We start from the raw sequence: 25,863 nt of genomic DNA on the forward strand, positions 1-25,863 counted from the left end.
GGAGCACGGCGGGACCCGCAGACGGCCGGTGCCGGTGCGCTCGGGCGCGCACCGGCACCGGCCGTTCCTCCTCCGGGTGCCGGTAACCTGGTACGAGCGGCCTCCCGCGGCGTCCCCACGCCGCGCGGCCTACGGTGTGGCGCGGGCGCAGGGCGCCCGCCCCGTCGCCGACCCGTCGCCAGCCGTACCCGTCACGAGAGACCCACCGGTGCAGACCCACGAGATCGTCCGTCGTTTCACCGCCCACTTCGAGAGCAACGGGCACACGCCCGTCCCCAGCGCCTCGCTGATCCTCGAGGACCCGCAGCTGCTGTTCGTCAACGCGGGCATGGTGCAGTTCAAGCCGTACTTCCTCGGCGACGTCCCCGCGCCCTACCCGCGCGCGACGTCGATCCAGAAGTGCGTCCGCACCCCGGACATCGACGAGGTCGGCAAGACCACCCGGCACACCACGTTCTTCCAGATGGCCGGGAACTTCTCCTTCGGCGACTACTTCAAGCGCGGCGCCATCGAGTTCGCCTGGTCGCTGATCACCCGCAGCCAGGACGAGGGCGGCTACGGCTTCGACCCCGAGATCATCTGGGTCACCGTCTACCACGACGACGACGAGGCGATCGCGCTCTGGAAGGAGATCGCCGGCCTGCCCGAGGAGCGCATCCAGCGCCGCGGCGGCGACGACAACTACTGGGACATGGGCGTCCCCGGGCCCGGCGGCCCCTGCTCGGAGATCTACGTCGACCGCGGCCCGGAGTTCGGCGCCGAGGGCGGCCCCGAGGCCGACGAGGACCGCTACCTCGAGATCTGGAACCTCGTCTTCATGCAGGACGAGCGCGGCGCGCTGTCCCCGAAGAAGGGGCACCCCCCGATCGGCACCCTGCCGCACAAGAACATCGACACCGGGATGGGTGTCGAGCGGGTCGCGTTCCTGCTCCAGGGCGTCAACAACGTCTACGAGACCGACCTCGTCCGCCCGGTCATCGCCAAGGCCGAGGAGCTGTCCGGGAAGCGCTACGGCGCGGGCGGCCCGGACGGCGAGATCGACGACGTGCGCTTCCGCGTCATCGCCGACCACGCCCGCTCGTCGCTGATGATCGTCGGCGACGGCGTCACCCCCGGCAACGAGGGCCGCGGCTACGTGCTGCGCCGGCTGCTGCGCCGCATCGTGCGCTCGGCCCGGCTGCTCGGCGTCACCGGGCCGTGCCTGGGCGAGTTCGCCGCCGTCGTCCGCGACACCATGGCGCCGACCTACCCCGAGCTCGCCACCGACTTCGAGCGGATCTCCGCGGTCATCCGGGCCGAGGAGGACACCTTCCGCGCCACGCTGACCGCCGGCGAGCGGATCTTCGAGGGCGCGGTGTCCCGCGCCCGTTCCGCCGGCAGCGACACCCTGCCCGGCGACCAGGCGTTCGCGCTGCACGACACCTACGGCTTCCCGATCGACCTGACGCTGGAGATGGCCGCCGAGGCCGGGCTGACCGTCGATCGGGAGCGCTTCACCGCGCTCATGGACGAGCAGCGCTCGCGGGCCAAGGCCGACGCCGCCGGGCGCAAGGTCGGCTTCGTCGACGCCTCGGTCTACCGCGCCGTCCTCGACACGCACGGCGCCACCGACTTCCTCGGCTACCAGACGCTGCAGTCGGAGTCCCGCGTCGTCGGGCTGCTGCGCGACGGCGCCACCGTGCCCGCCGCCCACGAGGGCGAGCAGGTCGAGGTGCTGCTCGACCGCACCCCGTTCTACGCCGAGGCGGGCGGCCAGCAGGCCGACACCGGGCTGCTGCGCGGCGCGTCCTTCGAGGTCCGGGTCGACGACGTCCAGTCCCCGGTCGCCGGGCTGCGGGTGCACCGCGGCGTCGTCACCGCCGGCACCGTGACCCTCGACGCCGAGGTCGTCGCCGAGGTCGACCGCACCCGCCGGTCCGCGATCTCGCGCGCGCACACCGCCACCCACCTCGTGCATGCCGGGGTCCGCGGCGCGCTCGGCAGCGCCGCCGCCCAGGCCGGGTCGCTCAACGCCCCGGGCCGGCTGCGGTTCGACTTCACCTCCCCGACCGGGGCCGTGCCGCCCGCGGCGCTGGTCGAGATCGAGGAGGAGGTCAACTCGGTGCTCCAGGAGGACCGGGAGATCCAGACCTACGAGACCTCCATCGACGAGGCCCGCACGCTCGGCGCGATGATGCTGTTCGGCGAGAAGTACGGCGACCGCGTGCGCGTCGTCGACATGGGCGACTACTCGCGCGAGCTGTGCGGTGGCACCCACGTCGGGCGCACCGGTGAGCTCGGCCTGGTCCGGGTGCTGTCCGAGGCCTCCATCGGCTCCGGGGTGCGCCGCGTCGAGGCGCTGGTCGGGCTGGACGCCTTCAAGCACGCCACCACCGAGCACCTGCTGGTCAACCAGCTCGCCGACCAGCTCAAGGCCCGCCCGGAGGAGCTGCCGGAGCGGATCAACGGGATCGTCGAGCGGCTGCGGACCGCCGAGCGCGACCTGGAGAAGCACCGCGCCGACGCCGTCCTGGCCTCGGCCGGGGCGCTCGCCCAGCAGGCCGAGGACCTCGACGGGACCGCCCTGGTCGCCGTCACCGCGCCGGACGGTGTCGGTGGCAACGATCTGCGGACCCTCGCCGCCGACGTCCGGGGCAAGCTGGGCGACCGGCCCGGCGTGGTCGTGCTGTTCGGCGTCGACGGGGAGAAGGTGTCGTTCGTCGTCGCCACCACGAAGGCGGCCCGGGACAACGGGATCGCCGCCGGGAAGCTGATCGGGGAGTTCGCCGCGGCCGTCGGCGGGCGCGGCGGCGGCAAGCCCGACCTCGCCCAGGGCGGTGGCACCGACCCGGCCGGGATCGACGCCGCGGTGCAGAAGCTGCGCGCCGCGCTGCGTCCGTGACCCCCACCCGCGGGCGGCGCCTGGGCATCGACGTCGGCGCCGTCCGGGTCGGGGTCGCCATGTGCGACCCGGACGGGATCCTCGCGACCCCGGTCGAGACCGTGCCCCGCGACGCCGAGGGCGGCGCCGACGTGCGCCGGATCGCCGCGCTGGTGGCCGAGCACGACGTCGTCGGCGTCGTGCTCGGGCTGCCCCGGAACCTGCGCGGCGAGGACGGCCCGGCCGCCGTCGCCGCACGGGAGTTCGCCGCCGCACTGGAGGCGGGGCTCGCCGCGGCCGGCTGCGCGGTCCCGGTCGAGCTGACCGACGAGCGGATGACGACCGTCGTCGCGACCCGGCAGCTGGCCGGGCGCGGCGTGCGCGGCCGCAAGCAGCGTGCGGTCATCGACCAGCAGGCCGCGGTGGCCATCCTGCAGGGCTGGCTGGATACCACCCGCGGGACCTGATCACCGTGACCGGGGGTGACCACGGGCCGTGCCCGCGGCGGATACCCTCGAGCCCGTGACCGGCGCCGGCGAGAACGACGTGACGTCCCGGGGCCCGATGTGAGCGTGACCGCGGGGCCCGTACGACACCGTCCGACCCCGGTGCATTTCCGGCGTCGGCGGCTCGCCCTGCTGGGGTCGGCGTTGCTGGCCGGTGCGGTGCTCGTCGCCGTCGGCCTGTACCTGCGCGGCGCCGACGACTACGCCGGCTCCGGCAGCGGCTCGGTCGTGGTGCGCGTCGAGTCCGGCGACACCACCAGCGCGATCGGGGAGACCCTGGCCGGGCTGGACGTGGTGAAGTCCCGGGCCGCGTTCGTCGAGGCCGCCGCGGAGGAGTCCGGCATCCAGCGGGTCCAGCCCGGCTACTACGAGCTGCGCTCGCAGATGTCCGGCGACTCCGCGGTCGAGGGGCTGCTCGACCCGGAGCGGCGCGTCGGGTTCTTCGACGTCAAGGGCGGTGTCCAGCTGGACGACACCCGCGCCCCGGACGGCACCGTCTCCCCGGGCGTGCTGTCCCAGATCTCCCGCGCCACCTGCCTCGGCACCGCCGACGGGGACGCCCGCTGCACCGGCGTCGACGCGCTGCGCGCCGCGATGGCCGACGCCGACCCGGCCGCGATCGCCGTCCCCGAATGGGCCCGCGCGGGCTACCGGGCGGCCGCCCCCGAGCGCCGGATGGAGGGTCTGGTCGCCCCCGGGCCGTACGACCTGGATCCGCGCGGCACCCCGGAGCAGGTGCTGCGTCAGGTGCTCACCGCGTCGGCGACCAGGCTGGAGGCCGCCGGGCTGGGCGGGGAGAACGCCTACCGCACCCTCGTCCTCGCCTCCGTCGTGGAGAAGGAGGCGCTCGTCCCCGACATGCCGAAGGTGGCCCGGGTGATCGAGAACCGGCTCGCGGTGAACCAGCGCCTGGAGATGGACTCCACCGTCAACTACCCGCTGGACGTGCAGGCGCTGCGCACCACGGCCGAGGCCCGCAGCACCCCCGGGCCGTACAACACCTACCTCAACACCGGGCTGCCGCCGACGCCCGTCGCTTCGGTGTCCACCGCGGCGCTGTCGGCCGCGGAGTCCCCGGCCGCGGGCCCGTGGCTGTTCTTCGTGCGGTGCACCACCGAGGGCGCCTCCTGCTTCGCCACGACCTACCCCGAGCACCTCGGCAACGTCGACCGCGCCCGCGCCGCCGGAGCGTTCTGACCCATCACCGGGCGCGCATGCAACCTGGGCCCAACCCGTGACGGCGCTCACCCCCCGCCGGTAGACCGGGACCCGACAGCGACGTCAGGCGAGAGGAGCCAGCGATGCGTGCGGTCGTCTACCGGGGACCCGGGGACCTCGACATCACCGACGTGCCCGAGGGCGAGGTGGGTCCCGGCGAGGTCCGTCTCCGGGTCGGGTTCAACGGCATCTGCGGCTCGGACCTGCACGAGTACTACGCGGGCCCGATCTTCATCCCGAACGGGGAGAAGCACCCGCTGACCGGCCGCGAGCTGCCGCTGACCCTCGGCCACGAGTTCTCCGGCACCGTCGTCGAGATCGGGGCCGGCGTCGAGGGCGTCGCCGAGGGCGACCGGGTCGCGGTGATGCCGCTCTACACCTGCGGGACCTGCTCACGCTGTTCCGAGGGCCGCTACAACGTGTGCGCGCAGATCGGCTTCCACGGGCTGATGGCCGACGGCGGCATGGCCGAGACCACCGTCGTCCCGGCGCACATGCTGCACCCGCTGCCGGAGAACGTGTCGCTGGAGATGGGCGCGCTCGTCGAGCCCATGGCCGTGGCCTACCACGCGGCCGAGCTCGGCGGGGTGAACCCGGGCGACACCGCGCTGGTGTTCGGCGCCGGGCCGATCGGGATCGGCCTGTGGTTCGCGCTGCGCGGCATGGGCGTGGAGGACGTCCGCGTCGTCGAGCCGTCGGCGACCCGGCGCGGCGCGATCGAGCGGCTCGGCGCGCACACCCTCGACCCGACCGCCCAGGACGTACCGGCGATCGTGGCGGAGGCGACGAACGGGCGCGGCGCCGACGCCTGCTACGACGCCGCGGGTGTCGCCCCGGCGGTCGCGACCGCGCTGGAGTCGCTGGGCGCCGGCCGCCCCATGGTCAGCGTCGCGATCTACGAGACGCCGCTGGTGACCCCGCTGCTCAACCTGGTCCTCGGGGAGTCCCGCATCCAGGGCTCGCTCTGCTACACCCACTCCGACTACCGGGCGGTGATCGAGCTGATGGCGAACGGTCACTACGACACCACCGGCTGGATGGAGAAGATCGCCATGCGCGACGTCGTCGAGGAGGGCTTCGAGGCGCTGCACGCGGGCCGGAAGATGAAGGTCCTGGTCGACCCGTCCCTGGCCTGACCCGGGGGTCACTGCCCCCAGAAGCCCTCCGGCGGCCGGGGCGAGGGTGCGGCGCACGCGTCGGTGACGACGCCCGCGCCGCGCCCGAGGGCGCGGGTGCCGGCGTCGTCGAGGACCCGGGCCGGGAACGGGTCCCCGGCCGCCCGGCGGGTCACCCCGGGCACCGGCAGCTCCCGGTCCGACGCGGCCAGTACGAGGTTGCCGAACCGGCGTCCGTGCAGCACGTCCGGGGCGGCGACGAGTGCGAGCTCGGCGAACGCCGCCCCGGCCGTCGCGATCTGGCCGGGCAGGAACGGCCAGGGGGCGCCGTCGCCGAGGTTCGCCACGTGCATCCCGGTCGGCGCGAGCACCCGGCGGACGGCGGTGAGGAACTCCGCCGTCGTGACCTGGGCCGGGGTGCGGGCCCCGGCGAACACGTCGACGACCACGACGTCGAACGACGCGGGCGCGAACCGGCCCAGGGTGGCGCGCGCCTCCCCGGTGACCACGGACAGCCCGTCGGCGACCCCCGGGCCCGGCAGCCGGTGCGCGACCAGGGCGGCCAGCTCGCCGTCGAGCTCGACGACGGTCTGGGCCGACCCGGGGCGGGTCGCGGCGACGTAGCGGGCCAGCGTCCACGCCCCGCCGCCCAGGTGCAGTACCCGCAGCGGCACCGCGGGCGGCGCGGCGAGATCGACGAGGTGGGCGATCCGGCGGACGTACTCGAACTCGAGGTGCTCGGGGTCGTCGAGGTCGACATGGGACTGGGCCGTCCCGTCGAGCAGCAGCGTCCACGACGACGGCCGCGCCGCGTCCTGCACCAGCTCGGCGACACCGTGGTCGACCTCGGCGCGGACCACCGCCCCGGCCCGGCGGTCACCCTGCGGCGCACTGGAACCCATTCCGGTCATCCTGCCCGCGCCCGGCGGGCTGTCCACAGGCGGGCAACCCGTCGGTCCGGACGGCCCGGCCCGCCCCAGGATCGAGGCATGGACCTCGCCGCCACCGCCACCGTCCTCGTCGCCGCCGTCCTCGGCGGGGGTGCCGGCGTCGCGACCCGGCGCTGGCTGGCCCGGCTGCCGCGCGGCGCACCGGTGCCGGCCGGGTGGTGCGAGGCGGGGCTGGCGCTGTCCGGGGCGGCGACGGCGGGGCTGGTCGTGTCGGGGCTGCTCGACCCGCGGTGGACGGCGCTGCTCGCGGTGCTGTCCTGGCTGGCCGTGGCGGGATCCGCGACCGACCTGCTGGTGCGGCGGCTGCCGAACGCGCTCACCCTGCCCGCGCTCGCGCTGGTGCCCGCGGCGCTCGTCCCGGCCGGGGGTGCCGCGGTGGGGCGCGGCCTGGCCGGGGCGGTGCTGCTCGGCGGCGCCTACCTGGTGGTGCACCTGGTGTCACCGCGGGCGATGGGCGGCGGCGACGTGAAGCTCGCCGGTCCGGTGGGCGCCGCGGCCGCCGGTGCGGGATGGGCGGCGCTGCCGGTGGTCGCGGTGCTGGCCGCGGTCGTCTCGGCGGCGGTGGCGCTCGTCGCGGTCGGGGCCAGGCGGGCCGGGTGGGGGAGCAGGCTGCCGCACGGCCCGGTCCTGCTCGGTGCGGCACTGGCGGTCGTGGTGCCCGCGGTCGTGGTGCTGTCGGGCGCCCGGATCCCCGGGTGAGAGGATGGTCGCCGTGCTGCGATGGATCACCGCCGGGGAGTCCCACGGTCCGGCCCTGGTGGGCGTGCTGGAGGGCATGGTCGCCGGGGTCTCGGTCACCACCAAGGAGCTGCAGGCCGAGCTGGCCCGCCGCAAGCTCGGCTACGGCCGCAGCCCGCGGATGGCGTTCGAGGCCGACGAGCTGGAGGTCATCGGCGGCCTGCGGCACGGCCTCACGCAGGGCGGGCCGGTCGCGGTCCGCATCGCCAACACCGAGTGGCCCAAGTGGGAGACGGTGATGGCCGCCGACCCGGTGGACCCGGAGCTGATCGCGCACCGCGCCCGCAACGCGCCGCTGACCCGGCCCCGTCCCGGCCACGCCGACCTCGCCGGCATGACCAAGTACGGCTTCGACGAGGCCCGCCCGGTCCTGGAGCGCGCCAGCGCACGCGAGACCGCCGCCCGCGTCGTGCTCGGCACCGTCGCCAAGGCGTTCCTGCAGCAGGCCCTCGGCGTGACGATCGTGTCCCACGTCGTGGGCATCGGCGCCGTCGACGCCCCGGACGACGAGCCGCTGCCCGGCCCCGCCGACCTCGACCGCATCGACGCCAACCCGGTGCGCGCCTTCACCGACGCCACCGGCGCCGCGATGGCCGCCGAGATCGACGCCGCGCACGAGGCGGGCGACACCCTCGGCGGGGTCATCGAGGTCATCGCCTACGGGATGCCGGTCGGCGTCGGCACCTACGTGCAGGCCGACCGTCGGCTCGACGCCCGGCTCGCCGCCGCGCTGATGGGCATCCAGGCGATGAAGGGCGTCGAGATCGGCGACGGCTTCCGCACCGCGCACCGCCGCGGCTCCGTCGCTCACGACGAGATGGTCCCCGCCGGTTCGCCCGGGCAGGGACCGGCGGGCACCGTGCCGGTCACCCGGCTCACCAACCGGGCCGGCGGCATCGAGGGCGGCATGACCAACGGTGAGCCGGTCCGGGTCCGCGTCGCGATGAAGCCCATCTCCACCGTCCCCCGGGCGCTGCGCACCATCGACACCACCACCGGCGAGGAGGCCACCGCCATCCACCAGCGCTCCGACGCCTGCGCCGTGCCGCGTGCCGGGGTCGTCGTCGAGACGATGGTGGCGCTGGTGCTGGCCCAGGCCGCACTGGAGAAGTTCGGCGGCGACTCGCTCGACGAGACCCGCCGCAACCTGGCCTCCTACCTGGCGGGGCAGCGGTGACCGCGCCGGCCCCCACCCCGGCCCCCGACGCCGAGGGCCGCCCCTGGGTGGTGCTCGTCGGCCCGCCCGGGTCCGGCAAGAGCACGGTCGGCTCGCTGCTCGCGCAGCGGCTCGGGCTGAACTTCGCCGACACCGACGCCGCGATCGTCGCCCGCATCGGCAAGCCGATCGCGGAGATGTTCGTGCAGGAGGGCGAGGCCGCGTTCCGCGCGCTGGAGCGCGAGGTCGTCGCCGAGGAGCTGCGCGCCGGGCACGGCGTCCTCGCCCTCGGCGGCGGCTCCGTGCTGGCCGCCGAGACCCGCGCACTGCTCGCGGGGCACCGCGTCGTCGCCCTCGAGGTGGACCTCGCCGACGGGATGCGCCGCACCGGGATGTCCACCGCGCGCCCGCTGCTGGCCGGGGTGAACCCGCGGGCGACGTTCCGGGCGCTGCTCGCCGAGCGGGCCCCGCTCTACGCCGAGGTCGCCACCGTGGCGGTCACGACGGTGCGCCGCAGCCCCAACCAGGTCGTCGCCGCCGTGCTGGCCGAGCTCGGGCACGGCCCGTCCGCGCTGCCCGAGGCCTCCCCGGACGCCGCCGACCCGTTCGACCGGCCCACCCCGCGCCAGGACTCGACACTGCCGGCGCCCGGCTTCGGCTCGCCGCAGGACGGGGCCGGCACCGAGCGGGCGGAGGCCCGATGACGTCCACCCCGTCCGGCACGCTGCCCGACACCTCCGGCACCACCGAGTCCGACGGCTCGGTCCGCATCGACGTCCGCACCGAGCAGCCCTATCCGGTGCTCGTCGGCGCCGGGGTGGCCGCGCGGCTGGCCGAGGTCGTCGCCGGCACCGGGGCGGGCCGGGTCCTCGTGCTGCACCCGCCGACGCTCGCCGACCGCGCCGGTGCCGCCCGCGCCGAGCTGGAGGCCGCCGGGCTGGCCGCGTTCACCCACGAGGTGCCCGACGCCGAGGACGGCAAGTCCCTGGCCTCGCTGGCCGACTGCTGGGACGCCTGTGCCGGTGCCGCGCTGACCCGGGCCGACGTGGTCGTCGGGTTCGGCGGGGGAGCGGTCACCGACCTGGCGGGGTTCGTCGCCGCGACCTGGATGCGCGGGGTGCGGGTCGTGCACGTCCCGACCACGCTGCTCGCGATGGTCGACGCCGCCGTGGGCGGGAAGACCGGCATCAACACCGCCGCCGGGAAGAACCTGGTGGGCGCCTTCCACGAGCCGTCCGCGGTGCTCGTCGACCTCGACACGCTGCGCACGCTGCCGCGTCCCGAGCTCGTCGCCGGGTCCGCGGAGGTGTGGAAGGCCGGGTTCATCGCCGACCCGGTCATCCTCGACCGCGTCCGCGCCGACCCGGCGGCCGCGCTGGACCCGGCCGGGCCGGTGCTCGGCGAGCTGGTGCGCCGCGCGATCCGGGTGAAGGCCGACGTCGTCGGGGCGGACCTGCGCGAGTCGCACCTGCGGGAGATCCTCAACTACGGCCACACCCTCGGCCACGCCGTGGAGCGCCGCGAGCGCTACCGGTGGCGGCACGGCAACGCCGTCGCGGTCGGCCTGGTGTTCGCCGCCGAGCTGGCCCGCGCCGCGGGGCGGCTCGACGACGCCACCGCCGACCTGCACCGCGAGGTGCTGGAGCTGGTCGGGCTGCCGACGCGCTACGAGCCCGGCGTGCTCGACGAGCTGACCGAGACCATGCGCGGGGACAAGAAGTCCCGGGCCGGGACGCTGCGCTTCGTCGTGCTCGACGGCCTCGCCGAGCCGGGGCGGCTGGAGGGCCCGGACCCGGCGCTGCTGGAGACCGCGTACGCCGCGATCTCCGGCTGAGACCGCGGTCGGTACACCTCAGCCGAGGGCGGGGTGGGTACGCGACCCGAATGCCTGCACGAGCAGCAGCACCCCTGCGGCCAGGGCGAACGCCCCGACCAGCCACAGCATCGCGAGGATGCCGGACGCCGGCCACACGAGCAGCAGGACGCCGAACAGCACGTCGAGCACGGCCCGTCCGGCGATCCACCCCCACGGACCGCCGTGCCGGCGGACCTCGTTGGCCGAGACCGCGGTGACGACTCCGGCGACGATCGCCCAGAACGCGACCACGTACAGGAAGAACAGCGCCGCGGTCCCGGGCAGCGCGAAGGCCGCCAGACCGGCGACGACCGACACCACGCCCTGCGCGACGGCCCAGCCCCAGCCGGGTCGCTCGCCCCGGTGCCGGATCCCGAGCACGACCGCGACGACGCCGTCGACCAGCGCGTACGCGGCGAAGACGTAGATCAGCACCAGCAGGGCCAGGCCAGGGGTCACCAGCACGGCCAGCCCGAACAGCAGGACCAGGACACCGCGGAGTACGACGAGTCCGCGGACCCCGTGTGATGTGGCGTCCTCGGCGGTGGGCGCCCGTCCCGTTCCGTCACTCGCGTCGACCATGGTCGTGCTCCGTCCGGGTGGAGGGGTTGTGGCGGGGAACGATCCCACCCGCACCGGAGCCGCGACCGGGGCGAAGGTCCCCCCGTGGCACCGGCGCTCCGGCGCGGATCGCGATGGGGGCCGTGGGAGAGGATGACCGGGTGCGCGACGTGATCCGGGACGGCCTGCGACGGCTCCGTGAGCTCCCCGCCCGGTCGTCCCTGGTGGGGCACGCCCGCCGGGCCGCCGACCGCTACCGCCACCAGCGCGGCAACCACCTGTCCGCCGCGGTCGCGTTCTACACCGTGATCGCGGCGGTGCCGCTGCTGCTCGTCCTGTTCTTCGCCCTCGGGCTGCTCGTGTTCTGGCGCACCACCTCCCGCGACGACCTGGTCCTCGCCGTCGAGGCGGCGTTCCCGGCCGGGCTGACCGGCGCCGTCGCCCCCGCCGTGGAGGCCGCCGCCGACCGCAGCGGGTCGCTCGTCGGGATCGGTGCGCTCGGGGTGCTGTGGGCCGGGTCGACGTGGACGTCGTACCTGCGGGAGGCGCTGTCGGCGCAGTTCCGGCTGCCCGCCGAGCGGATCGTCTCGCCGCGCCGGGTCCTGTGGGACCTGGGCGCGCTGGCCGTGCTCGGCGTCGCCGTCCTCGCCTCGGTGGTGGTGACGTTCGCCGTGACCGGGCTGGCCGGGTTCACCCTGGAGCTGGTCGGCGTCCGCGACGCGCTCGGCGGCCGGGTCGCGCTGCGGGTGCTCGGCGCCGTCGTGGTGCTGGTCCTGGACTGGGCCGTGTTCTGCTTCGTACTGGCCCGGCTGCCGCGCCGGCCGGTCCCGCCGGGCCGGGTCGTGCGTCCCGCCGCCGTCGGCGCGGTCGCGCTGGAGCTGCTCAAGCTCGGGGTCGCGCTCGTCGTCGGCGCCGTGTCCGACACCGCGGGCGGGGCCGTGTTCGGCACCGTGCTCGCGACGCTGTTCTTCCTGTTCCTGCTGTCGCGGCTGCTGGTGTTCTCCGCGGCGTGGATCGCGACCGACGGGACCGACCCCGCACCCCGGTCAGAGACCGACGTCGTCGAGGACCCGGCGCAGCGGGTCCGCTAGCGCCCGCAGGTCCAGCTCGGCGGCGAACAGCGCGCCGTAGCGGGCCTTGCGCCCGGAGCGCGCCGAGAGGAACCGGCGCAGGTTCTCGTCGTCGCCGCGGCCGCGCCGGCCGGGCTGACGGGCCAGGGCGTGCAGCGCGGCGAGCTCACCGCAGGCGTCGAGGACGGCGTGCACCCGCGCGGTGCCGAGCGCGCGCAGCAGCTCGTCCTCCAGGTCGGCGTCGCACACCCGGACCGGCACCGCCGCCCCGGCGGCCCGGCGGCAGTACGCCGCGGCCCCGGCGTCGCACAGCACGGCGACCCGGTCCGGGGCGGCCGGGGCGAGGGCCGCCAGGGCGGTGCCCAGGTTGGTGTAGTCGTGCAGGACGACGATCGCCACGTCGCCGGGCGGGGTGCCGCGACGTCGCGCGAGGGTCTCGAGCACCGCGGCGTCGCCGGCCCCCTCGACGAGCACCACCGCGGCCGGGGTCACGACCCGGCCGTCACGGTCCGGCCGTCATGACCCGAACGCGGCCACGAACTGCTCGGCCGAGGTCGCCCGGTAGACGGTGTTGGTGGCCCGCACGTCGTCGAGCGGGGCGTTCGACGCCGGCGAGTACCGGTGCCCCGGGTAGACCGTCGGGTTGCCCTTCAGCGCTGCCAGCTGCTGCAGCGAGTGGTACATCTGCGCGGTGTCGCCGCCCGGGAAGTCGGTGCGCCCGCAGCCCTGCAGGAACAGCGTGTCCCCGGCGACGAGCCGGTCGCCGTCCGGGCCGGGCACCAGGAAGCACTGGCTGCCCGGGGTGTGGCCGGGGGTGTGCAGCAGCCGGATCGCGACGTTCCCCACCTCGACGACGTCGTCGTGGTCGTGCGGGGTCAGGTCGGTCGCCGACAGCCCGGTCACCCGCGTCACGTAGTCGGCCTCGGTGCGCTGCACGTGGATCGGCACCGGGTGCGACCCGATCAGCTGCGCGACGCCGACGAGGTCGAAGCCCATCATCGTGCCGCCGACGTGGTCGGGGTGGTGGTGCGTGGCCAGCACCCCGGTCAGGCGCATGCCGTCGGCGTCGAGGGTCGCGAGCAGCTCGTCGGGGGAGTAGGCCGGGTCGACGACGACGGCCTCGCGGGTCTCGTCGTCGCCGATCAGGTACGAGAAGTTGACCATCTGGGTGGCCACCGGGTCACCCACGGCGTAGTCCTGGCCCGACAGCAGCTGGCGGAAGTAGAGACCCATGCCGGTGACCCTAGACAGGCGCGACACCGCACATAGGGTTCGGGCCATGTCCCACCCCGCCCGGCGCGACGCCCTGCGCGCCCTGCTCCCCGCCGCCGGACTGGACGCACTGCTGGTCACCGACCTGATCGACGTCCGGCACCTCACCGGGTTCACCGGCTCCAACGCCGCCGCGGTGATCGCCGCCGACCCGGGCGGCGACCTGCTCTGCACCGACGGGCGCTACCGGGTCCAGGCCGCGGAGCAGTGCCCCGGCCTGAAGATCCTCGTCGACCGGCCGAGCGCGCCGGCCGCCGCGGCCCGGGTCCCCGCCGGGCTGACCCTCGGCTACGACTCGGCGACCCTCACCGTCGACGGGCTGGCCGCGGTCCGTGACGCCGTCCCCGGCCGCAGGTTGCGCCGCGCCCCCGGCCTGGCCGGGCGGCTGCGCGCGGTCAAGGATGCCGGCGAGGTCGAGCGGATCGCCGCGGCCTGCGCGCTGGCCGACAGCGCGCTGCGCGCCCTGCTCGACGACGGCGGCCTGCGCCCGGGACGCACCGAGGCCGACGTCGCGCTCGACCTCGACGACCGGATGCGCCGCCTGGGCGCCGACGGCCCCGCCTTCGACACCATCCTCGCCGCCGGTCCGCACTCCGCGGTGCCCCACCACCGCCCCACCGGCACCGAGCTGCGTCGCGGCGACCTCGTCAAGATCGACTTCGGGGCGGCGCTCGACGGCTACCACTCCGACACCACGCGCACGTTCTGCCTGGGCCCGGCCGCGGACTGGCAGCGTGAGCTGCACGCCCTGGTCGACGCCGCCGCCGCGGCCGGGCGGGCCGCACTCGTCCCCGGGGCGTCGGTGACCGCCGTCGACGCGGCCGCCCGGGACGTGATCACGGCCGCCGGGCACGGCGAACGGTTCCCGCACGGCCTCGGCCACGGGGTCGGGCTCGCGGTGCACGAGCCGCCGTGGCTCGGGACCACCGCCACCGGTCGGATCGACGCCGGCAACGTCGTGACCGTCGAGCCGGGCGTCTACCTCGACGGACGGGGCGGGGTGCGGATCGAGGACACCCTGCACGTCGTCGCGGGCGGCCCGGCCGTGCCGCTGACCGGGCTGCCCCGCGAGCTCATCGAGATCTGAGCGCCTCCCGCCACGGCACGGTCGCCCCGATCCGCAGCACCGACCGCTCGTAGACCCGGGCGCCCGCCTTCGCCAGCAGGACCAGCGCCACCAGCATGACCAGGGCCGACCCGGCGACGTGCCAGGCGGTCGCGGACCCGTCGGCGATCATGAGCGGCATCAGCATCGCCGGGAACGGCGGGATCCACGACAGCACGCCGAGCACCGCGGAGTCCGGCGAGCCCAGGAACCAGAACGAGACGCCGTACATCGCGAACAGCAGCATCATCAGCGGCCCGGTGGTGGTGTTGACGTCCTCCTGGCGCGACACGAGGGACCCGGCCGCGGCGTAGAGCACCGCGAAGAACGCGTAGCCGAGGACGAACCAGCCCAGCGCGGCGCCGAACACCCCGAGCGCGGTGCCGGTGATCGTCAGCAGCCCGGTGGCGATCCCGGCGCCGATGCCGACGACGCCGTAGAGCAGCAGCTGGACCAGCCCGACCGCGCCGATGCCCAGCACCTTGCCCCACAGCAGGTGCAGCGGGCGGATCGTCGACAGCAGCAGCTCCACCACGCGGCTGGACTTCTCCTCGACCACGCCCATGGCGACGGTGAGGCCGAAGCCCACGATCTGCATGAACATCACGATCAGCGCGGCGAACGACAGCGCGGTGCGCTGCCCGGCCTCGGGGTCGGCAGGATCCAGCGCGTCGACGGTGAGCCCGGCGGGCGGGGTCGCGGCGGCCAGCTCGGCCGGGGTGAGTCCCACCGTCCCCAGGGCGGCCGCGGTGGCCCGGTCGGCGAGCGCGGCGTCGAGCACCGCGCGGGTCGCCGACGGCACGTCCGAGTCGACGACGGCGACCGCGCCCGCCGGGCCGTCCGCGGTCAGGGCGACGTCGAGGTCCCCGGCGGCGACGGCGTCGCGCCCGGCGGCCGCGGACGGCACCTCCCGGACCTCGACGGGCAGGCCGAGCCGCTCCCCGGCGGTCGTGACCGCCGCGGCGAGCGAGGCGTCCCCGGCGACCCCGACGGTGGGACGGTCGTCGCCGCCGGAGCCGAACACCGCGTAGGCGACCATGCCGCCGACGATGACCAGCACCATGATCGCGTTGCTGATCCAGAAGCTGCGCTTGTGCACCTGCACCCGGAACTCGCGACGCGCGACGAGCGCGACCGCGCGGTGCGCGGGCAGGGTGGCGGACCCGGTCATGCGACGACCTCCCGGTACAGATCGGTCAGCGACGGCGTGGTGACGGTGAAGCCGCGCACCGGCCCGGTGGCGAGCGCCGCGGCGAGGACCCGCTGGTCGTCGGCGCCGTCGCCGAGCGCCAGGACGGTGCGGCCGCGGTCGTGGGTGAGCACGGTGACCCCGGGCAGGCCCTGCGCCCAGCCGGGTGCGGCGGCGGGGGCGTGGACCTCCAGCCGGGTGCCGCCACCGCGGCGCACCTCGCCGACGGTGCCGACGGTCCGCATCCGGCCGGCCACGAGGATCCCGACCCGGTCGCACAGCCGCTGCACCAGGTCGAGCTGGTGGCTGGAGAACAGCACCGGCACCCCGGCGCGGGCCTTCTCTCGCAGCACCTCGCTCATCACGTCGACGGCGACCGGGTCCAGCCCGGAGAACGGCTCGTCGAGCACCAGCACCGCCGGGTCGTGCACGAGCGCGGCGGCCAGCTGCACGCGCTGCTGGTTGCCCAGGCTGAGCGCGTCGACGGTGTCACCGAGCCGGTGGTCGACACCGAGCTGCTCGGCCCAGCGCAGCACCGCCCGGCGCGCCGCGGCCCGGTCGACGCCGTGCAGCTCGGCCAGGTAGGTGAGCTGCTCGCCGACCTTCATCTTCGGGTACAGCCCGCGCTCCTCGGGCATGTAGCCGATGGTGCGGCGCACGTCGAGATCGACCGGGCGCCCGCCGAGGCGGACCTGCCCGGAGTCCGCCGCCAGCACCCCGAGGGCGATCCGCATCGTCGTCGTCTTCCCGGCGCCGTTGGAGCCGACGAAGCCGAAGATCTCGCCCGGGCGGACGTCGAAGCTCACCCCGTCCAGGGCGACCGTGCCGCCGTAGCGCTTGGTCAGCGCGTCGATCTCGAGCGTCGCGCCGGTGCCGGTCACCGGCCCGGCCCGGAGCTGCTGCTGTGCTGTCATCGGTCCCTCCCCGCTCGTGGGGGCCGACGCTACGAGCCGGGTGTCCCCTCGCGGATCGGCGCGCAGGACGAGATCGGCGACGCGGCGGGGTCGTCCTCGCGGACGAGCGGGCTGCGGGGCAGCACCGCGCGGACCGTCCACCCCGGACCGTCGCCGGGGCCGGTGCACAGGTCGCCGCCGAGCAGCGCGACCCGTTCCCGCATGCCGAGCAGGCCCAGGCCGGAGCCGGTCCCGTCGGGCCGGTGGCCGGGTACCGGGCCGTCGTCGTCGACCTCCACGACGACGGGCTCGTCGGCGCCGCCCTGGGTGACCCGTACCCGGGTGGGGGTGGGCCCGGCGTGGCGCAGGGTGTTGGTCAGGGCCTCGGTGACGATGCGCCGCGCGAACAGCTCCGCCTCACCGGGCGTCTCCGCCGGAGCGCCCTCGACCGTCACCGCGACCGGCAGACCCGCCGAGCGGGACGGCGCCACCAGCGCCTCCAGCGCGGCGGGGGACAGGTCCGCGCCGTCCGGGTCCGGACCCAGATCGGCCAGCGCGGGCAGCGCCTCGGCGACCCGGCGCACCGAGTCGGCGATGTGCCCGAGCGCCTCGGCGCGCGTCGCCGGGTCGGCGGCGAGCCGCGCGGCCCCGGCCTGCACCGCCACCGCGGAGACGTGGTGGGCGACGACGTCGTGCAGGTCGCGGGCCACGCGCAGGCGTTCGCGGGTGAGCGCGTCGCGCACGCCCGCCTCGGTGAGCGCGCGCCGCCGGGCCGCGGTGTCGAGCCGGTGGTGGCGGACCGCGACCCCGGCCGCCCACAGCGGCACCACGGCCAGGAAGTTCAGCACGACGACCGACTCCGGGTAGCCGAGCCGGTCCCACACCCCCGTCAGGACACCCCCGGCGACGACGACGAGCGTCGACACCACCACGGCCACCGCGGACGTCACGACCGGCGCCGCGGTCGCCGCGCCCCAGACCAGCAGCACCCAGGCCGACTCGGCGAACACGTTCGAGCCGTCGAGCAGACCCGCGGCGAGCGACCCGGCCCCGGCGAGCAACAGCGCCGGCACCGGCGCGGTCCGCCACCAGGCGACGAGTGCGAACTGCGCCACCACGACGACCGCCGCGGCCGGGTTCCGCCACGGCAGCTGCAGCATGCGCAGGAACCCGTCGACGACGGGCTGCCCGGTGTCCAGGCCGGCCACCGGGGCGACCAGCGCCCCCATCAGCAGTGCCGGGACCACGAACGCGACGAGCGCCCACAGCCCGGCCCGGTCGGGTACCGGCAGCCGGCGCCGCCGCGGGGGAACGGCGGGCTCCGGCACCGCGACGGCGACGGGACCCGGCTCGACGGCGGCGGGCGCGCGGAGTACGCCCAGGACCCGGCGCATCGCGGCCAGCACCGACCGGGCCCGCTCCCGCACGGCCCGCAGGTCGGCCTCGGTCGCGCCGGGGCTCAGCGCGCCGGCCTGGGCGACCAGGCCGCGCAGACCGCTGAGCACCCCGCCGCCGATCTCCTCGGCGATCCGGGACCGCTCGGCGTCCAGCGCGGTGCCGTGCCGCAGCCGGTCGGTCTCGGCCCGTTCCCGGTCGGCGCGCAGCGCGGCGGACCGGCTCCAGCGCCCTGCGAGGGCGGCGATCACCAGCAGCGGCGCCACCACCACCGAGCCGCCGACGAGCATCCCCGCCTCGGTCGCCGGATCCGGCGACACCGGGACGCGCAGCAGCCCGGCCAGGCCGAGCGCACCGAGCCAAGGCAGCGTCACCCAGGCCGCCGCGCCGGCCGGTCCGCGCTGCGGAGCCCGCGCGACGGAGAAGGCCAGCAGTGGCCACAGCAACGTCGCGAACCCGCCGAGGAACGCCATCGCCGGGGCGGTGAGCACGGCCAGGACCAGGTAGGCGCGCCGCGGCCGGTGGCGGCGCAGCAGCACGGTGGCGGCCATCGCCGGGCTCAGCACCGCCGCCAGCGCCACGGACAGCGGCGGGGTGAGCCGGTGGGTGTAGCCGGGGATCTCCAGGACCAGGGTGGTGACCAGCTCCTGGGCGACCAGGATCAGCGCCAGCACCGCCAGCGCGACATCCCCGGCGCGCGTGCCGGGCAGCGGCGTGGGGGCGGGCGCGGGGGCGTCCGGGCCGGGCTCAGCCGTCGGCACCGGCGGCTCCCACCAGCCCGTGCTCGTAGGCGAACACCACCAGCTGCACCCGGTCGCGCAGCCCCAGCTTGGTGAGCAGGTTCGAGACGTGGGTCTTGACCGTCGTGCCGCCCAGCACCAGCCGGTCGGCGATCTCGGCGTTGGACAGCCCGGCGGCGACCAGACCGAGCACCTCCCGCTCCCGCTCGGTCAGCGTGGCCGCGGGCCCGGCCGGGGCGGGCGGGTCGGCCGGGACGAACGAGCCGACGAGCCGCCGCGTGACCGACGGCGCGAAGAGCTCGTGCCCGGCGTGCACGGTGCGGACCGCGACCTGGAGGTCCTCCGGCTCGACGTCCTTCAGCACGAAGCCGGACGCGCCGGCCCGCAGGGCGTCGTAGACGTGGCGGTCCAGGTCGAACGTCGTCACCACCAGCACACGGATGCCGGGGTCGCGCAGCGCGCGGATCCGTCGGGTCCCCTCGATGCCGTCGGTGCCGGGCATCCGGACGTCCATCAGCACGACGTCCGGGCGCAGGGTCTCGGCCAGCTCGGCGGCCTCCGCGCCGTCCCCGGCCTCCCCGACGACGTCGATGTCCGGCGCCGCCGCCAGCACCGTCCGCAGCCCCGCCCGCACCACCGCCTGGTCGTCGGCCACCACCACCCGCACCGTCATGGCGCCCATCCTGGCAGGTCGCCCGCCCCTCGGGCGGGCCTGCGAACCGGGTGGCGGTACCCTGACCGACGCACGAATCCGAGATCCGAGCAGGAGAGCGCGCACGTGGCGACCACGAACGACCTGAAGAACGGCCTGGTCCTGAACATCGAGGGCCAGCTGTGGACCGTGACGGCGTTCCAGCACGTCAAGCCCGGCAAGGGCGGTGCGTTCGTTCGCACCACGCTGAAGAACGTGATGTCCGGGAAGGTCGTGGACCGGACCTTCAACGCGGGCACCAAGGTCGACACCGCGACGGTGGACCGCCGCGACATGACCTACCTGTACCGCGAGGGCACCGACTTCGTCTTCATGGACGGCGACACCTTCGACCAGATCCCGATCCCGGAGAAGGCCGTCGGCGACGCCGCGCGCTACCTGCTGGAGAACGCCTCCGCCCAGGTGTCGCTGCACGAGGGTGAGCCGCTGTTCATCGAGCTCCCGACCTCGGTCGAGCTGGTCATCTCCCACACCGACCCGGGCCTGCAGGGTGACCGCTCCACCGGCGGCACCAAGCCCGCGACCCTGGAGACCGGCGCCGAGATCCAGGTGCCGCTGTTCCTGGAGAGCGGCACCAAGGTCAAGGTCGACACCCGGGACGGCCGTTACCTCGGCCGCGTGAGCTGAGGTGCGCGCACGCACCAAGGCCCGTAAACGGGCACTGGACATCCTCTTCGAGGCCGAGGCCCGCGGTGAGGACGCGCTGTCCGTGCTCGCCGCGCGCCGCGAGACCGACGACGCGCCGCCCGTGCAGGACTACGCGGCGCGGCTCGTCGAGGGCGTCGCGACCCACCGGGACCGGATCGACCAGCTGATCGCCGAGCACGCCGAGGGCTGGGACGTCGACCGGATGCCCGCGGTCGACCGCGGCCTGCTGCGGCTCGGGATCTACGAGCTGCTGTGGGTCGACGACGTCGACGACCCGGTCGCGATCACCGAGGCCGTCGAGCTGGCCCGGACGCTGTCGACCGACGACTCCCCGCGCTACGTCAACGGGGTGCTCGGCCAGATCTCCGACATCGCCGAGCACCTGCGCGCCACCCTCTGACCAGGGCCTGAACGCACGAAGGGCGGTGGCCGGGGGACTGTGCAGACCCCGGCCACCGCCCGACCGGTCGCGTCACCCTTCCCCTGGGACGCGGCCGGTGGAACAGATCATCCCACGTGCTGCCCGGGGCGCGCCTCGGGCGGGAGCACTCCCCAGTCGATGAGCTGGTCGGTCAGCTCGCCGGGGGACATGTCGTAGATGATCGCGAGCGAACGCAGGTCCTCGGCGCGGATCGAGAGCACCTTGCCGTTGTAGTCGCCGCGCTGGCTCTGGATGGCCGCGGCGTAGCGGGCCAGCGGCCCGACCTTGTCCGCGGGGAGCTGCTGCAGCCGCTCCAGGTTGATCACGATCTTCGTCGCGGGCTCGCTGCCGGACGGGATGCGGCCCTCGGGGAGCAGCTCGGCCACCGGGACGCCGTAGAAGTCGGCCAGCTCGGCCAGCTTCTGCACGGTCACCGCACGGTCCCCGCGCTCGTAGGAGCCCACGACGACCGCCTTCCAGCGTCCGCCCGACTTCTGCTCGACGCCGTGCAGGGAGAGCCCCTGTTGCTGCCTGATCGCCCGGAGCTTGCCCCCGAGCGCCTTGGCGTAGTCGCCCATCGATCTCCTCGTTCCTGACGGTCCGTACCGGTGTGGCCGGACCGGCCGGTCACCGGCGGTGCACCGGTGGCGTTGTCGCGCCTGCCGCGTCGTCGCCCCTGTGGGTGGTCCCGTTCGGGGCGGCAGCTCCGGCGGGTGCCGGCGTCCCGACCGTCCCGCTCGTCGCGGCGCTGCTGCACGCGTGCTGATTGATACGGAGAGTAATCCTCCGGGTCCGGTCCGGCACCGTCAAGTTCGACCCCCTGCTCGGGGGGTTGACGAGCGGTTTCCCACACGAACGGGGCAGTCCACGTCCCTCGTCAGCGGTAGCGCAGGGTGTGGGTGCGCGATCCCACCACCCGCCCCTGTGGGTGCGCATGGGCAGAATCGGGTATCGCAAGGTGTCGTGCCGGACGGCCGTCGGCCATCGCGCATCGTGACGGGAACGTGACCTCGAACGGGTGACGCGGCTGTGGCGCGGCTCGCGGTGTGACGCGCTGCGGCCGTCCCGCGCGGGCACCCGCCGAGTTGCTAGGTTGGCGCACAGCTCGTCTACGACCGTCCTTTAAGACCCGTCCGGTGAGGCGGGGAAGGAGACCACCTCGTGGCGCAGAACCGCCGCGGGGACGCCGACGCACAGCAGCCCGCACGGGAACTGCTGTCCGCCGCCGACGTCACCCGCACCGTCGCGCGCATCGCGCACCAGATCATCGAGAAGACCGCCTTCAGCGCCGAGAACCCCGACGGGCTCGTGCTCCTGGGCGTCCCCACCCGCGGCGTGCACCTGGCCCACCGGCTCGCCGCCGCGATCACCGACTTCGCCGGCGCCGCACCGGCCGTCGGCTCGGTCGACGCCACCCTCTACCGCGACGACCTGCGCCGCGGCCCGGCCCGTGCGCTGGAGTCCACCGCGGTGCCCGAGGGCGGCGTGGACGACCGGCTCGTCGTGCTCGTCGACGACGTCCTCATGTCCGGGCGCACCACCCGCGCCGCGCTCGACGCCCTGCGCGACGAGGGCCGTCCGCGCGCGGTGCAGCTCGCCGTGTTGATCGACCGCGGCCACCGGGAGCTCCCGATCCGCGCCGACTACGTCGGCAAGAATGTCCCGACGTCGCGCTCGGAGCAGATCCTGGTCTCGCTGACCGAGATCGATGGCAGCGACGGCGTCTGGATCACCCAGGGAGAGGGGGACAGGTGAGACACCTGCTCTCGGTCGCCGACCTCGACGCCGCCGAGGCGACCGCGCTGCTCGACACCTCCGACCGGCTGCGCGAGGCGCTGCTCGGCCGCGAGGTGCGCAAGCTGCCGACGCTGCGCGGCCGCACGGTCATCACGATGTTCTACGAGAACTCCACCCGCACCCGGGTGTCGTTCGAGATCGCCGGCAAGTGGATGAGCGCCGACACCGTGAACGTGTCCGCCTCCGGCTCCTCGGTCTCCAAGGGCGAGTCGCTGCGCGACACCGCGCTGACCCTGTCCTCGATGGGCGCGGACTGCGTGATCGTGCGCCACCCCGCCTCGGGGTCGGCGCACCGGCTCGCGCACTGGGTGGACGCCGACCGCGAGGTCACCGGCACCCCCACCGCGATCGTCAACGCCGGTGACGGCACCCACGAGCACCCCACCCAGGCGTTGCTCGACGCCGCGACCCTGCGCGACCGGCTCGGCGGCATCGCCGGGCGCCGGATCGGGATCGTCGGCGACGTCCTGCACTCCCGGGTCGCCCGGTCGAACGTGCTGCTGCTCGCGACCCTCGGCGCCGAGGTCGTGCTCGTCGCGCCGCCGACGTTGCTGCCCACCGGCGTCGAGTCCTGGCCGTGCCGGGTGTCCCACGAGCTGGACGCCGAGCTGCCCGCACTCGACGCGGTCATGATGCTGCGCGTGCAGTCCGAGCGGATGCACGGCGGCTTCTTCCCCTCCGCGCGCGAGTACGCGGTGCGCTTCGGGCTGTCCGAGGACCGCGCGGGGCTCCTGCCCGACCACGCGGTCGTCCTGCACCCCGGCCCGATGATCCGCGGCATGGAGATCGCCCCCGCGGTCGCCGACGCCCCCGACTCCGCCGTCCTGGCCCAGGTGCGCAACGGCGTGCACGTGCGGATGGCCGTCCTCTACCACCTTCTCGCCGGAGCTCCCGAATGACCGACCTGCTGATCCGCAACACCCGGCCCTACGGCGGGGACCCGGTCGACGTGCTCGCCGCCGACGGCGTCGTCGCCACCATCGGCACCGGCCTGACCGCGCCCGAGGGCACCGAGGTCCTCGACGCCGACGGCGCCGTGCTGCTGCCCGGCTTCGTCGACCTGCACGTGCACCTGCGCGAGCCCGGCGGCGAGGAGTCCGAGACCATCGAGACCGGCAGCCGTGCCGCGGCGCTCGGCGGGTTCACCGCCGTGTTCGCGATGCCGAACACCACCCCGGTCGCCGACTCCGACGTCGTCGTCGAGCACGTGCGCCGGCGCGGCGAGGAGATCGGGCTGGTCGACGTGCACCCGGTCGGTGCGGTCACCGTCGGCCTCGGCGGCGAGAAGCTCGCCGAGCTCGGCACGATGGCCGCCTCCCGCGCCGCGGTGCGGATGTTCTCCGACGACGGCCGCTGCGTGAACGACCCGCTGATCATGCGCCGCGCGCTGGAGTACGCCTCCGCGCTCGACGTCGTCGTCGCCCAGCACGCCGAGGACCACCGCCTCACCGGCGGCGCCCAGGCGCACGAGGGTGCCGTCGCCGCGCGGCTCGGACTCGCCGGGTGGCCCGCCACCGCGGAGGAGACGATCGTCGCCCGTGACTGCGCGCTGGCCCGCGAGGCCGGCGCGCGGCTGCACGTCTGCCACATCTCCACCGCCCGCACGATCGACGTGCTGCGCGCGGCCAAGGCCCAGGGCGTGCGGGTGTCGGCCGAGGTCACCCCGCACCACCTGCTGCTCACCGACTCCCGGCTGACCGGCTACGACCCGGTGAACAAGGTCAACCCGCCGCTGCGCACCGCCGACGACACCCGCGCGATGCGCGAGGCGCTGGCCGAGGGCGTGATCGACGTCGTCGCGACCGACCACGCCCCGCACGCCGCGCAGTACAAGGACACCGAGTGGCAGGTCGCGAAGCCGGGCATGCTGGGCCTGCAGACCGCGCTGTCGGTGCTGGTCGAGACGATGGTGGAGCCGGGCCTGCTGGACTGGCACGGCGTCGCGCGGGTGCTGTCGGAGCGCCCCGCGGAGATCGGGAACCTGCCCGACCAGGGCCGTCCGATCGCGGAGGGGGAGCCGGCGACGTTCGCGTTGGTCGACCCGGACGGGGTCTGGACGGTCCGCGGTGCGGAGCTGGCGAGCAAGGCGGCGAACACGCCGTACGAGGGAATGCGGCTGCCCGGAACGGTGGTCGCGACGGTGCTGCGGGGACGCATCACCGCGCAGGACGGGAAGGTTGTGCAGTGATGGGGGACAGGACAGCGCTACTGGTGCTCGAGGACGGGCGGATCTTCCGCGGACAGGCGTACGGCGCCACCGGGGAGACACTCGGTGAGGCCGTGTTCACCACCGGCATGACCGGCTACCAGGAGACCCTGACCGACCCGTCGTACCACCGCCAGATCGTGCTGCAGACCGCACCGCAGATCGGCAACACGGGCTGGAACGACGAGGACGACGAGTCGCGGGCGATCCAGGTCGCCGGCTACGTCGTGCGCGACCCCGCCCGGCGGGCGTCGAACTGGCGGGCCACCGGCTCGCTGGAGGACGCACTGCGGGCCCAGGGGATCGTCGGGATCGCCGGGATCGACACCCGCGCCGCGGTGCGCCACCTGCGCGAGCAGGGCGCCATGCGCGCCGGGATCTTCTCCGGCCCCGGCCTCGCCCCCGACGACGAGCTGGTCGAGCGGGTCACGCAGTCCCCGCAGATGGAGGGCGCCGACCTCTACGGCGCCGTCACCACCGCCGAGGCCTACGTGGTGCCCGCAGTGGGGGAGCGACGCTTCGTCGTCGCCGCCCTGGACGTCGGCATCAAGTTCAACACCCCGCGGATGATGGCCGCCCGGGGCATCGAGGTGCACGTGCTGCCCGCGTCGAGCACCATCGAGACCGTCGAGTCGCTGCGTCCGGACGGCTTCTTCCTGGCCAACGGCCCGGGTGACCCGGCCACCGCCGACGGCCCCGTCGCGCTCGCCCGGCAGGTCCTGGAGCGGCGCATCCCGCTGTTCGGGATCTGCTTCGGCAACCAGATCCTCGGCCGCGCGCTCGGCCGGTCCACCTACAAGCTGCGCTACGGCCACCGGGGCATCAACATCCCGGTCGTCGAGCACGCCACCGGGCGGATCGCGATCACCTCGCAGAACCACGGCTTCGCGGTGTCCGGCGAGGCGGGCGAGGAGTTCGACACCCCCTACGGCCGCGCGCAGATCACCCACACCTGCCCCAACGACGGCTGCGTCGAGGGCATGGCCGGGCTCGACTTCCCGGCGTTCTCCGTGCAGTACCACCCGGAGGCCGCCGCGGGCCCGCACGACGCGTCGGACCTGTTCGACCGCTTCGTGGAGCTCATGACCGAGTACCCGGTCGGCTACGCCGGCGTCGCCGGGCAGCGGCCCGAGGGCACCGCACCCGCGCCGTACCCGCGGCCCGAGGCCGAGACCCACTCCGAGGCCGAGGCCCGGCCCGGGGCCGGGACCGAGGCCGCGCCGGCGATGACCGCCCAGCCCGACCCGGCCACGCCGCCGACGGCGACCGCGGCCCCGTCGGTCGACCTGCGGCCCACCCCGGCCGCCCCGGCCACGGCCACGGCCCCGGCCGCGCGCGGGTTCGAGCCGGGCAGCCCGGAGGGCCCGCACGGCGGTGCCGACGCCGGAACGGACGCCGCCGACGAGCACACCACCCGGCTGCCCGTCACCCCGCCGGCCGGGACCCCGGCCACCGG

At 75.3% G+C, this 25,863-nt stretch carries 24 protein-coding genes and 1 pseudogene; 16 read left to right on the forward strand and 9 right to left on the reverse strand.

All coding sequences use genetic code 11. The features are described 5' to 3' along the window. Positions 1–208: 208 nt before the first annotated feature. From alaS to AC0GKK_RS00380, 4 genes are all read left to right on the forward strand, one after another. Positions 209–2,881, forward strand: a complete 2,673-nt coding sequence (gene alaS / locus AC0GKK_RS00365) for an alanine--tRNA ligase (protein ID WP_208826926.1) — start codon at positions 209–211, stop codon at positions 2,879–2,881. Then, positions 2,878–3,327 (forward strand): Holliday junction resolvase RuvX, encoded by a 450-nt coding sequence (ruvX, locus tag AC0GKK_RS00370; protein WP_208826928.1) that lies wholly within the window; start codon positions 2,878–2,880, stop codon positions 3,325–3,327. The genes alaS and ruvX overlap by 4 nt, the downstream gene beginning before the upstream one ends. Positions 3,328–3,468: 141 nt before the next feature. Next, positions 3,469–4,563 carry an endolytic transglycosylase MltG gene (locus AC0GKK_RS00375; protein ID WP_489882881.1) on the forward strand — a complete coding sequence of 365 codons (1,095 nt, stop codon included), beginning with the start codon at positions 3,469–3,471 and terminating at the stop codon, positions 4,561–4,563. Between the two features lie 104 nt (positions 4,564–4,667). Continuing rightward, positions 4,668–5,720, forward strand: coding sequence for a 2,3-butanediol dehydrogenase (locus AC0GKK_RS00380; protein ID WP_476651628.1), 1,053 nt, complete (start codon positions 4,668–4,670; stop codon positions 5,718–5,720). An 8-nt stretch (positions 5,721–5,728) separates the two neighbouring features. Here the strand turns inward: AC0GKK_RS00380 and AC0GKK_RS00385 are convergent, their stop codons facing one another. Then, positions 5,729–6,601 carry a spermidine synthase gene (locus AC0GKK_RS00385; RefSeq protein WP_489882882.1) on the reverse strand — a complete coding sequence of 291 codons (873 nt, stop codon included), beginning with the start codon at positions 6,599–6,601 and terminating at the stop codon, positions 5,729–5,731. Between the two features lie 87 nt (positions 6,602–6,688). On the opposite strand from AC0GKK_RS00385, the gene AC0GKK_RS00390 reads away from it, so the two are divergent. Genes AC0GKK_RS00390 through aroB form a run of 4 tightly spaced genes read left to right on the forward strand, consistent with a single transcriptional unit; the run spans position 6,689 to position 10,377 of the window. Then, the gene (locus tag AC0GKK_RS00390; RefSeq protein ID WP_476651625.1) at positions 6,689–7,348 is read left to right on the forward strand and encodes a prepilin peptidase; all 660 of its coding nucleotides are present in this window, start codon (positions 6,689–6,691) and stop codon (positions 7,346–7,348) included. 13 nt (positions 7,349–7,361) lie between these two features. Further along, a complete protein-coding gene (aroC, locus tag AC0GKK_RS00395) occupies positions 7,362–8,564 on the forward strand; it encodes a chorismate synthase (RefSeq protein WP_073575277.1) in 1,203 nt (400 codons plus the stop codon). Next, positions 8,561–9,247 (forward strand): shikimate kinase, encoded by a 687-nt coding sequence (locus AC0GKK_RS00400; protein WP_307799306.1) that lies wholly within the window; start codon positions 8,561–8,563, stop codon positions 9,245–9,247. The genes aroC and AC0GKK_RS00400 overlap by 4 nt, the downstream gene beginning before the upstream one ends. Next, on the forward strand, positions 9,244–10,377 hold the full coding sequence (gene aroB / locus AC0GKK_RS00405; RefSeq protein ID WP_345646902.1) for a 3-dehydroquinate synthase: 1,134 nt from the start codon (positions 9,244–9,246) through the stop codon (positions 10,375–10,377). Before AC0GKK_RS00400 ends, aroB begins: the two co-directional genes overlap by 4 nt. Before the next feature lie 18 nt (positions 10,378–10,395). Here aroB and AC0GKK_RS00410 read toward each other — a convergent pair whose 3' ends face one another. After that, positions 10,396–10,980: an HdeD family acid-resistance protein gene (locus AC0GKK_RS00410; RefSeq protein WP_179762637.1), complete on the reverse strand. Its 585-nt coding sequence runs from the start codon at positions 10,978–10,980 to the stop codon at positions 10,396–10,398. Positions 10,981–11,120: 140 nt separating this feature from the next. On the opposite strand from AC0GKK_RS00410, the gene AC0GKK_RS00415 reads away from it, so the two are divergent. After that, entirely contained in the window at positions 11,121–12,050 is a 930-nt protein-coding gene (locus tag AC0GKK_RS00415; RefSeq protein WP_073574683.1) for a YhjD/YihY/BrkB family envelope integrity protein, read from the forward strand. On the opposite strand, the gene AC0GKK_RS00420 is transcribed toward AC0GKK_RS00415, so the two are convergent. Together AC0GKK_RS00420 and AC0GKK_RS00425 are read right to left on the reverse strand one after the other, a co-directional pair. Then, entirely contained in the window at positions 12,006–12,521 is a 516-nt protein-coding gene (locus tag AC0GKK_RS00420) for a hypothetical protein (RefSeq protein ID WP_489882883.1), read from the reverse strand. The genes AC0GKK_RS00415 and AC0GKK_RS00420 overlap by 45 nt on opposite strands. Before the next feature lie 24 nt (positions 12,522–12,545). Next, on the reverse strand, positions 12,546–13,262 hold the full coding sequence (locus AC0GKK_RS00425; protein WP_482637616.1) for an MBL fold metallo-hydrolase: 717 nt from the start codon (positions 13,260–13,262) through the stop codon (positions 12,546–12,548). Positions 13,263–13,308: 46 nt separating this feature from the next. On the opposite strand from AC0GKK_RS00425, the gene AC0GKK_RS00430 reads away from it, so the two are divergent. Next, the gene (locus tag AC0GKK_RS00430; RefSeq protein ID WP_482637615.1) at positions 13,309–14,388 is read left to right on the forward strand and encodes a M24 family metallopeptidase; all 1,080 of its coding nucleotides are present in this window, start codon (positions 13,309–13,311) and stop codon (positions 14,386–14,388) included. On the opposite strand, the gene AC0GKK_RS00435 is transcribed toward AC0GKK_RS00430, so the two are convergent. Genes AC0GKK_RS00435 through AC0GKK_RS00450 form a run of 4 tightly spaced genes read right to left on the reverse strand, consistent with a single transcriptional unit; the run spans position 14,375 to position 19,296 of the window. After that, positions 14,375–15,577 carry an ABC transporter permease gene (locus tag AC0GKK_RS00435; RefSeq protein WP_489882884.1) on the reverse strand — a complete coding sequence of 401 codons (1,203 nt, stop codon included), beginning with the start codon at positions 15,575–15,577 and terminating at the stop codon, positions 14,375–14,377. The two genes, AC0GKK_RS00430 and AC0GKK_RS00435, sit on opposite strands and share 14 nt — an antisense overlap. After that, positions 15,574–16,509, reverse strand: a complete 936-nt coding sequence (locus AC0GKK_RS00440) for an ABC transporter ATP-binding protein (protein WP_100877615.1) — start codon at positions 16,507–16,509, stop codon at positions 15,574–15,576. The genes AC0GKK_RS00435 and AC0GKK_RS00440 overlap by 4 nt, the downstream gene beginning before the upstream one ends. Before the next feature lie 29 nt (positions 16,510–16,538). Next, positions 16,539–18,644 (reverse strand): histidine kinase, encoded by a 2,106-nt coding sequence (locus AC0GKK_RS00445; RefSeq protein WP_489882885.1) that lies wholly within the window; start codon positions 18,642–18,644, stop codon positions 16,539–16,541. Next, a complete protein-coding gene (locus AC0GKK_RS00450; RefSeq protein WP_100877617.1) occupies positions 18,631–19,296 on the reverse strand; it encodes a response regulator in 666 nt (221 codons plus the stop codon). The genes AC0GKK_RS00445 and AC0GKK_RS00450 overlap by 14 nt, the downstream gene beginning before the upstream one ends. Positions 19,297–19,401: 105 nt before the next feature. On the opposite strand from AC0GKK_RS00450, the gene efp reads away from it, so the two are divergent. Further along, positions 19,402–19,962, forward strand: a complete 561-nt coding sequence (efp, locus tag AC0GKK_RS00455) for an elongation factor P (RefSeq protein ID WP_073574689.1) — start codon at positions 19,402–19,404, stop codon at positions 19,960–19,962. Between the two features lies 1 nt (position 19,963). Further along, the gene (gene nusB / locus AC0GKK_RS00460) at positions 19,964–20,383 is read left to right on the forward strand and encodes a transcription antitermination factor NusB (protein ID WP_073574690.1); all 420 of its coding nucleotides are present in this window, start codon (positions 19,964–19,966) and stop codon (positions 20,381–20,383) included. Positions 20,384–20,490: 107 nt separating this feature from the next. On the opposite strand, the gene bldD is transcribed toward nusB, so the two are convergent. Continuing rightward, positions 20,491–20,982 carry a transcriptional regulator BldD gene (bldD, locus tag AC0GKK_RS00465; RefSeq protein WP_020625790.1) on the reverse strand — a complete coding sequence of 164 codons (492 nt, stop codon included), beginning with the start codon at positions 20,980–20,982 and terminating at the stop codon, positions 20,491–20,493. Positions 20,983–21,565: 583 nt separating this feature from the next. Here bldD and pyrR point away from each other — a divergent pair. The 4 genes and pseudogenes from pyrR to carA form a co-directional block, all read left to right on the forward strand. Next, the gene (gene pyrR, locus AC0GKK_RS00470) at positions 21,566–22,159 is read left to right on the forward strand and encodes a bifunctional pyr operon transcriptional regulator/uracil phosphoribosyltransferase PyrR (RefSeq protein WP_062395627.1); all 594 of its coding nucleotides are present in this window, start codon (positions 21,566–21,568) and stop codon (positions 22,157–22,159) included. Continuing rightward, positions 22,156–23,100 carry an aspartate carbamoyltransferase catalytic subunit gene (locus AC0GKK_RS00475; RefSeq protein WP_392701008.1) on the forward strand — a complete coding sequence of 315 codons (945 nt, stop codon included), beginning with the start codon at positions 22,156–22,158 and terminating at the stop codon, positions 23,098–23,100. The genes pyrR and AC0GKK_RS00475 overlap by 4 nt, the downstream gene beginning before the upstream one ends. Then, positions 23,097–24,389, forward strand: coding sequence for a dihydroorotase (locus AC0GKK_RS00480; protein ID WP_489882886.1), 1,293 nt, complete (start codon positions 23,097–23,099; stop codon positions 24,387–24,389). The genes AC0GKK_RS00475 and AC0GKK_RS00480 overlap by 4 nt, the downstream gene beginning before the upstream one ends. After that, positions 24,389–25,492: pseudogene (carA, locus tag AC0GKK_RS00485) on the forward strand (glutamine-hydrolyzing carbamoyl-phosphate synthase small subunit); the annotation flags it as partial. The gene AC0GKK_RS00480 and the pseudogene carA, both read left to right, overlap by 1 nt. Positions 25,493–25,863: the final 371 nt, after the last annotated feature.

The sequence above is a fragment of the Pseudonocardia sp. P-1 genome (assembly GCF_058111925.1).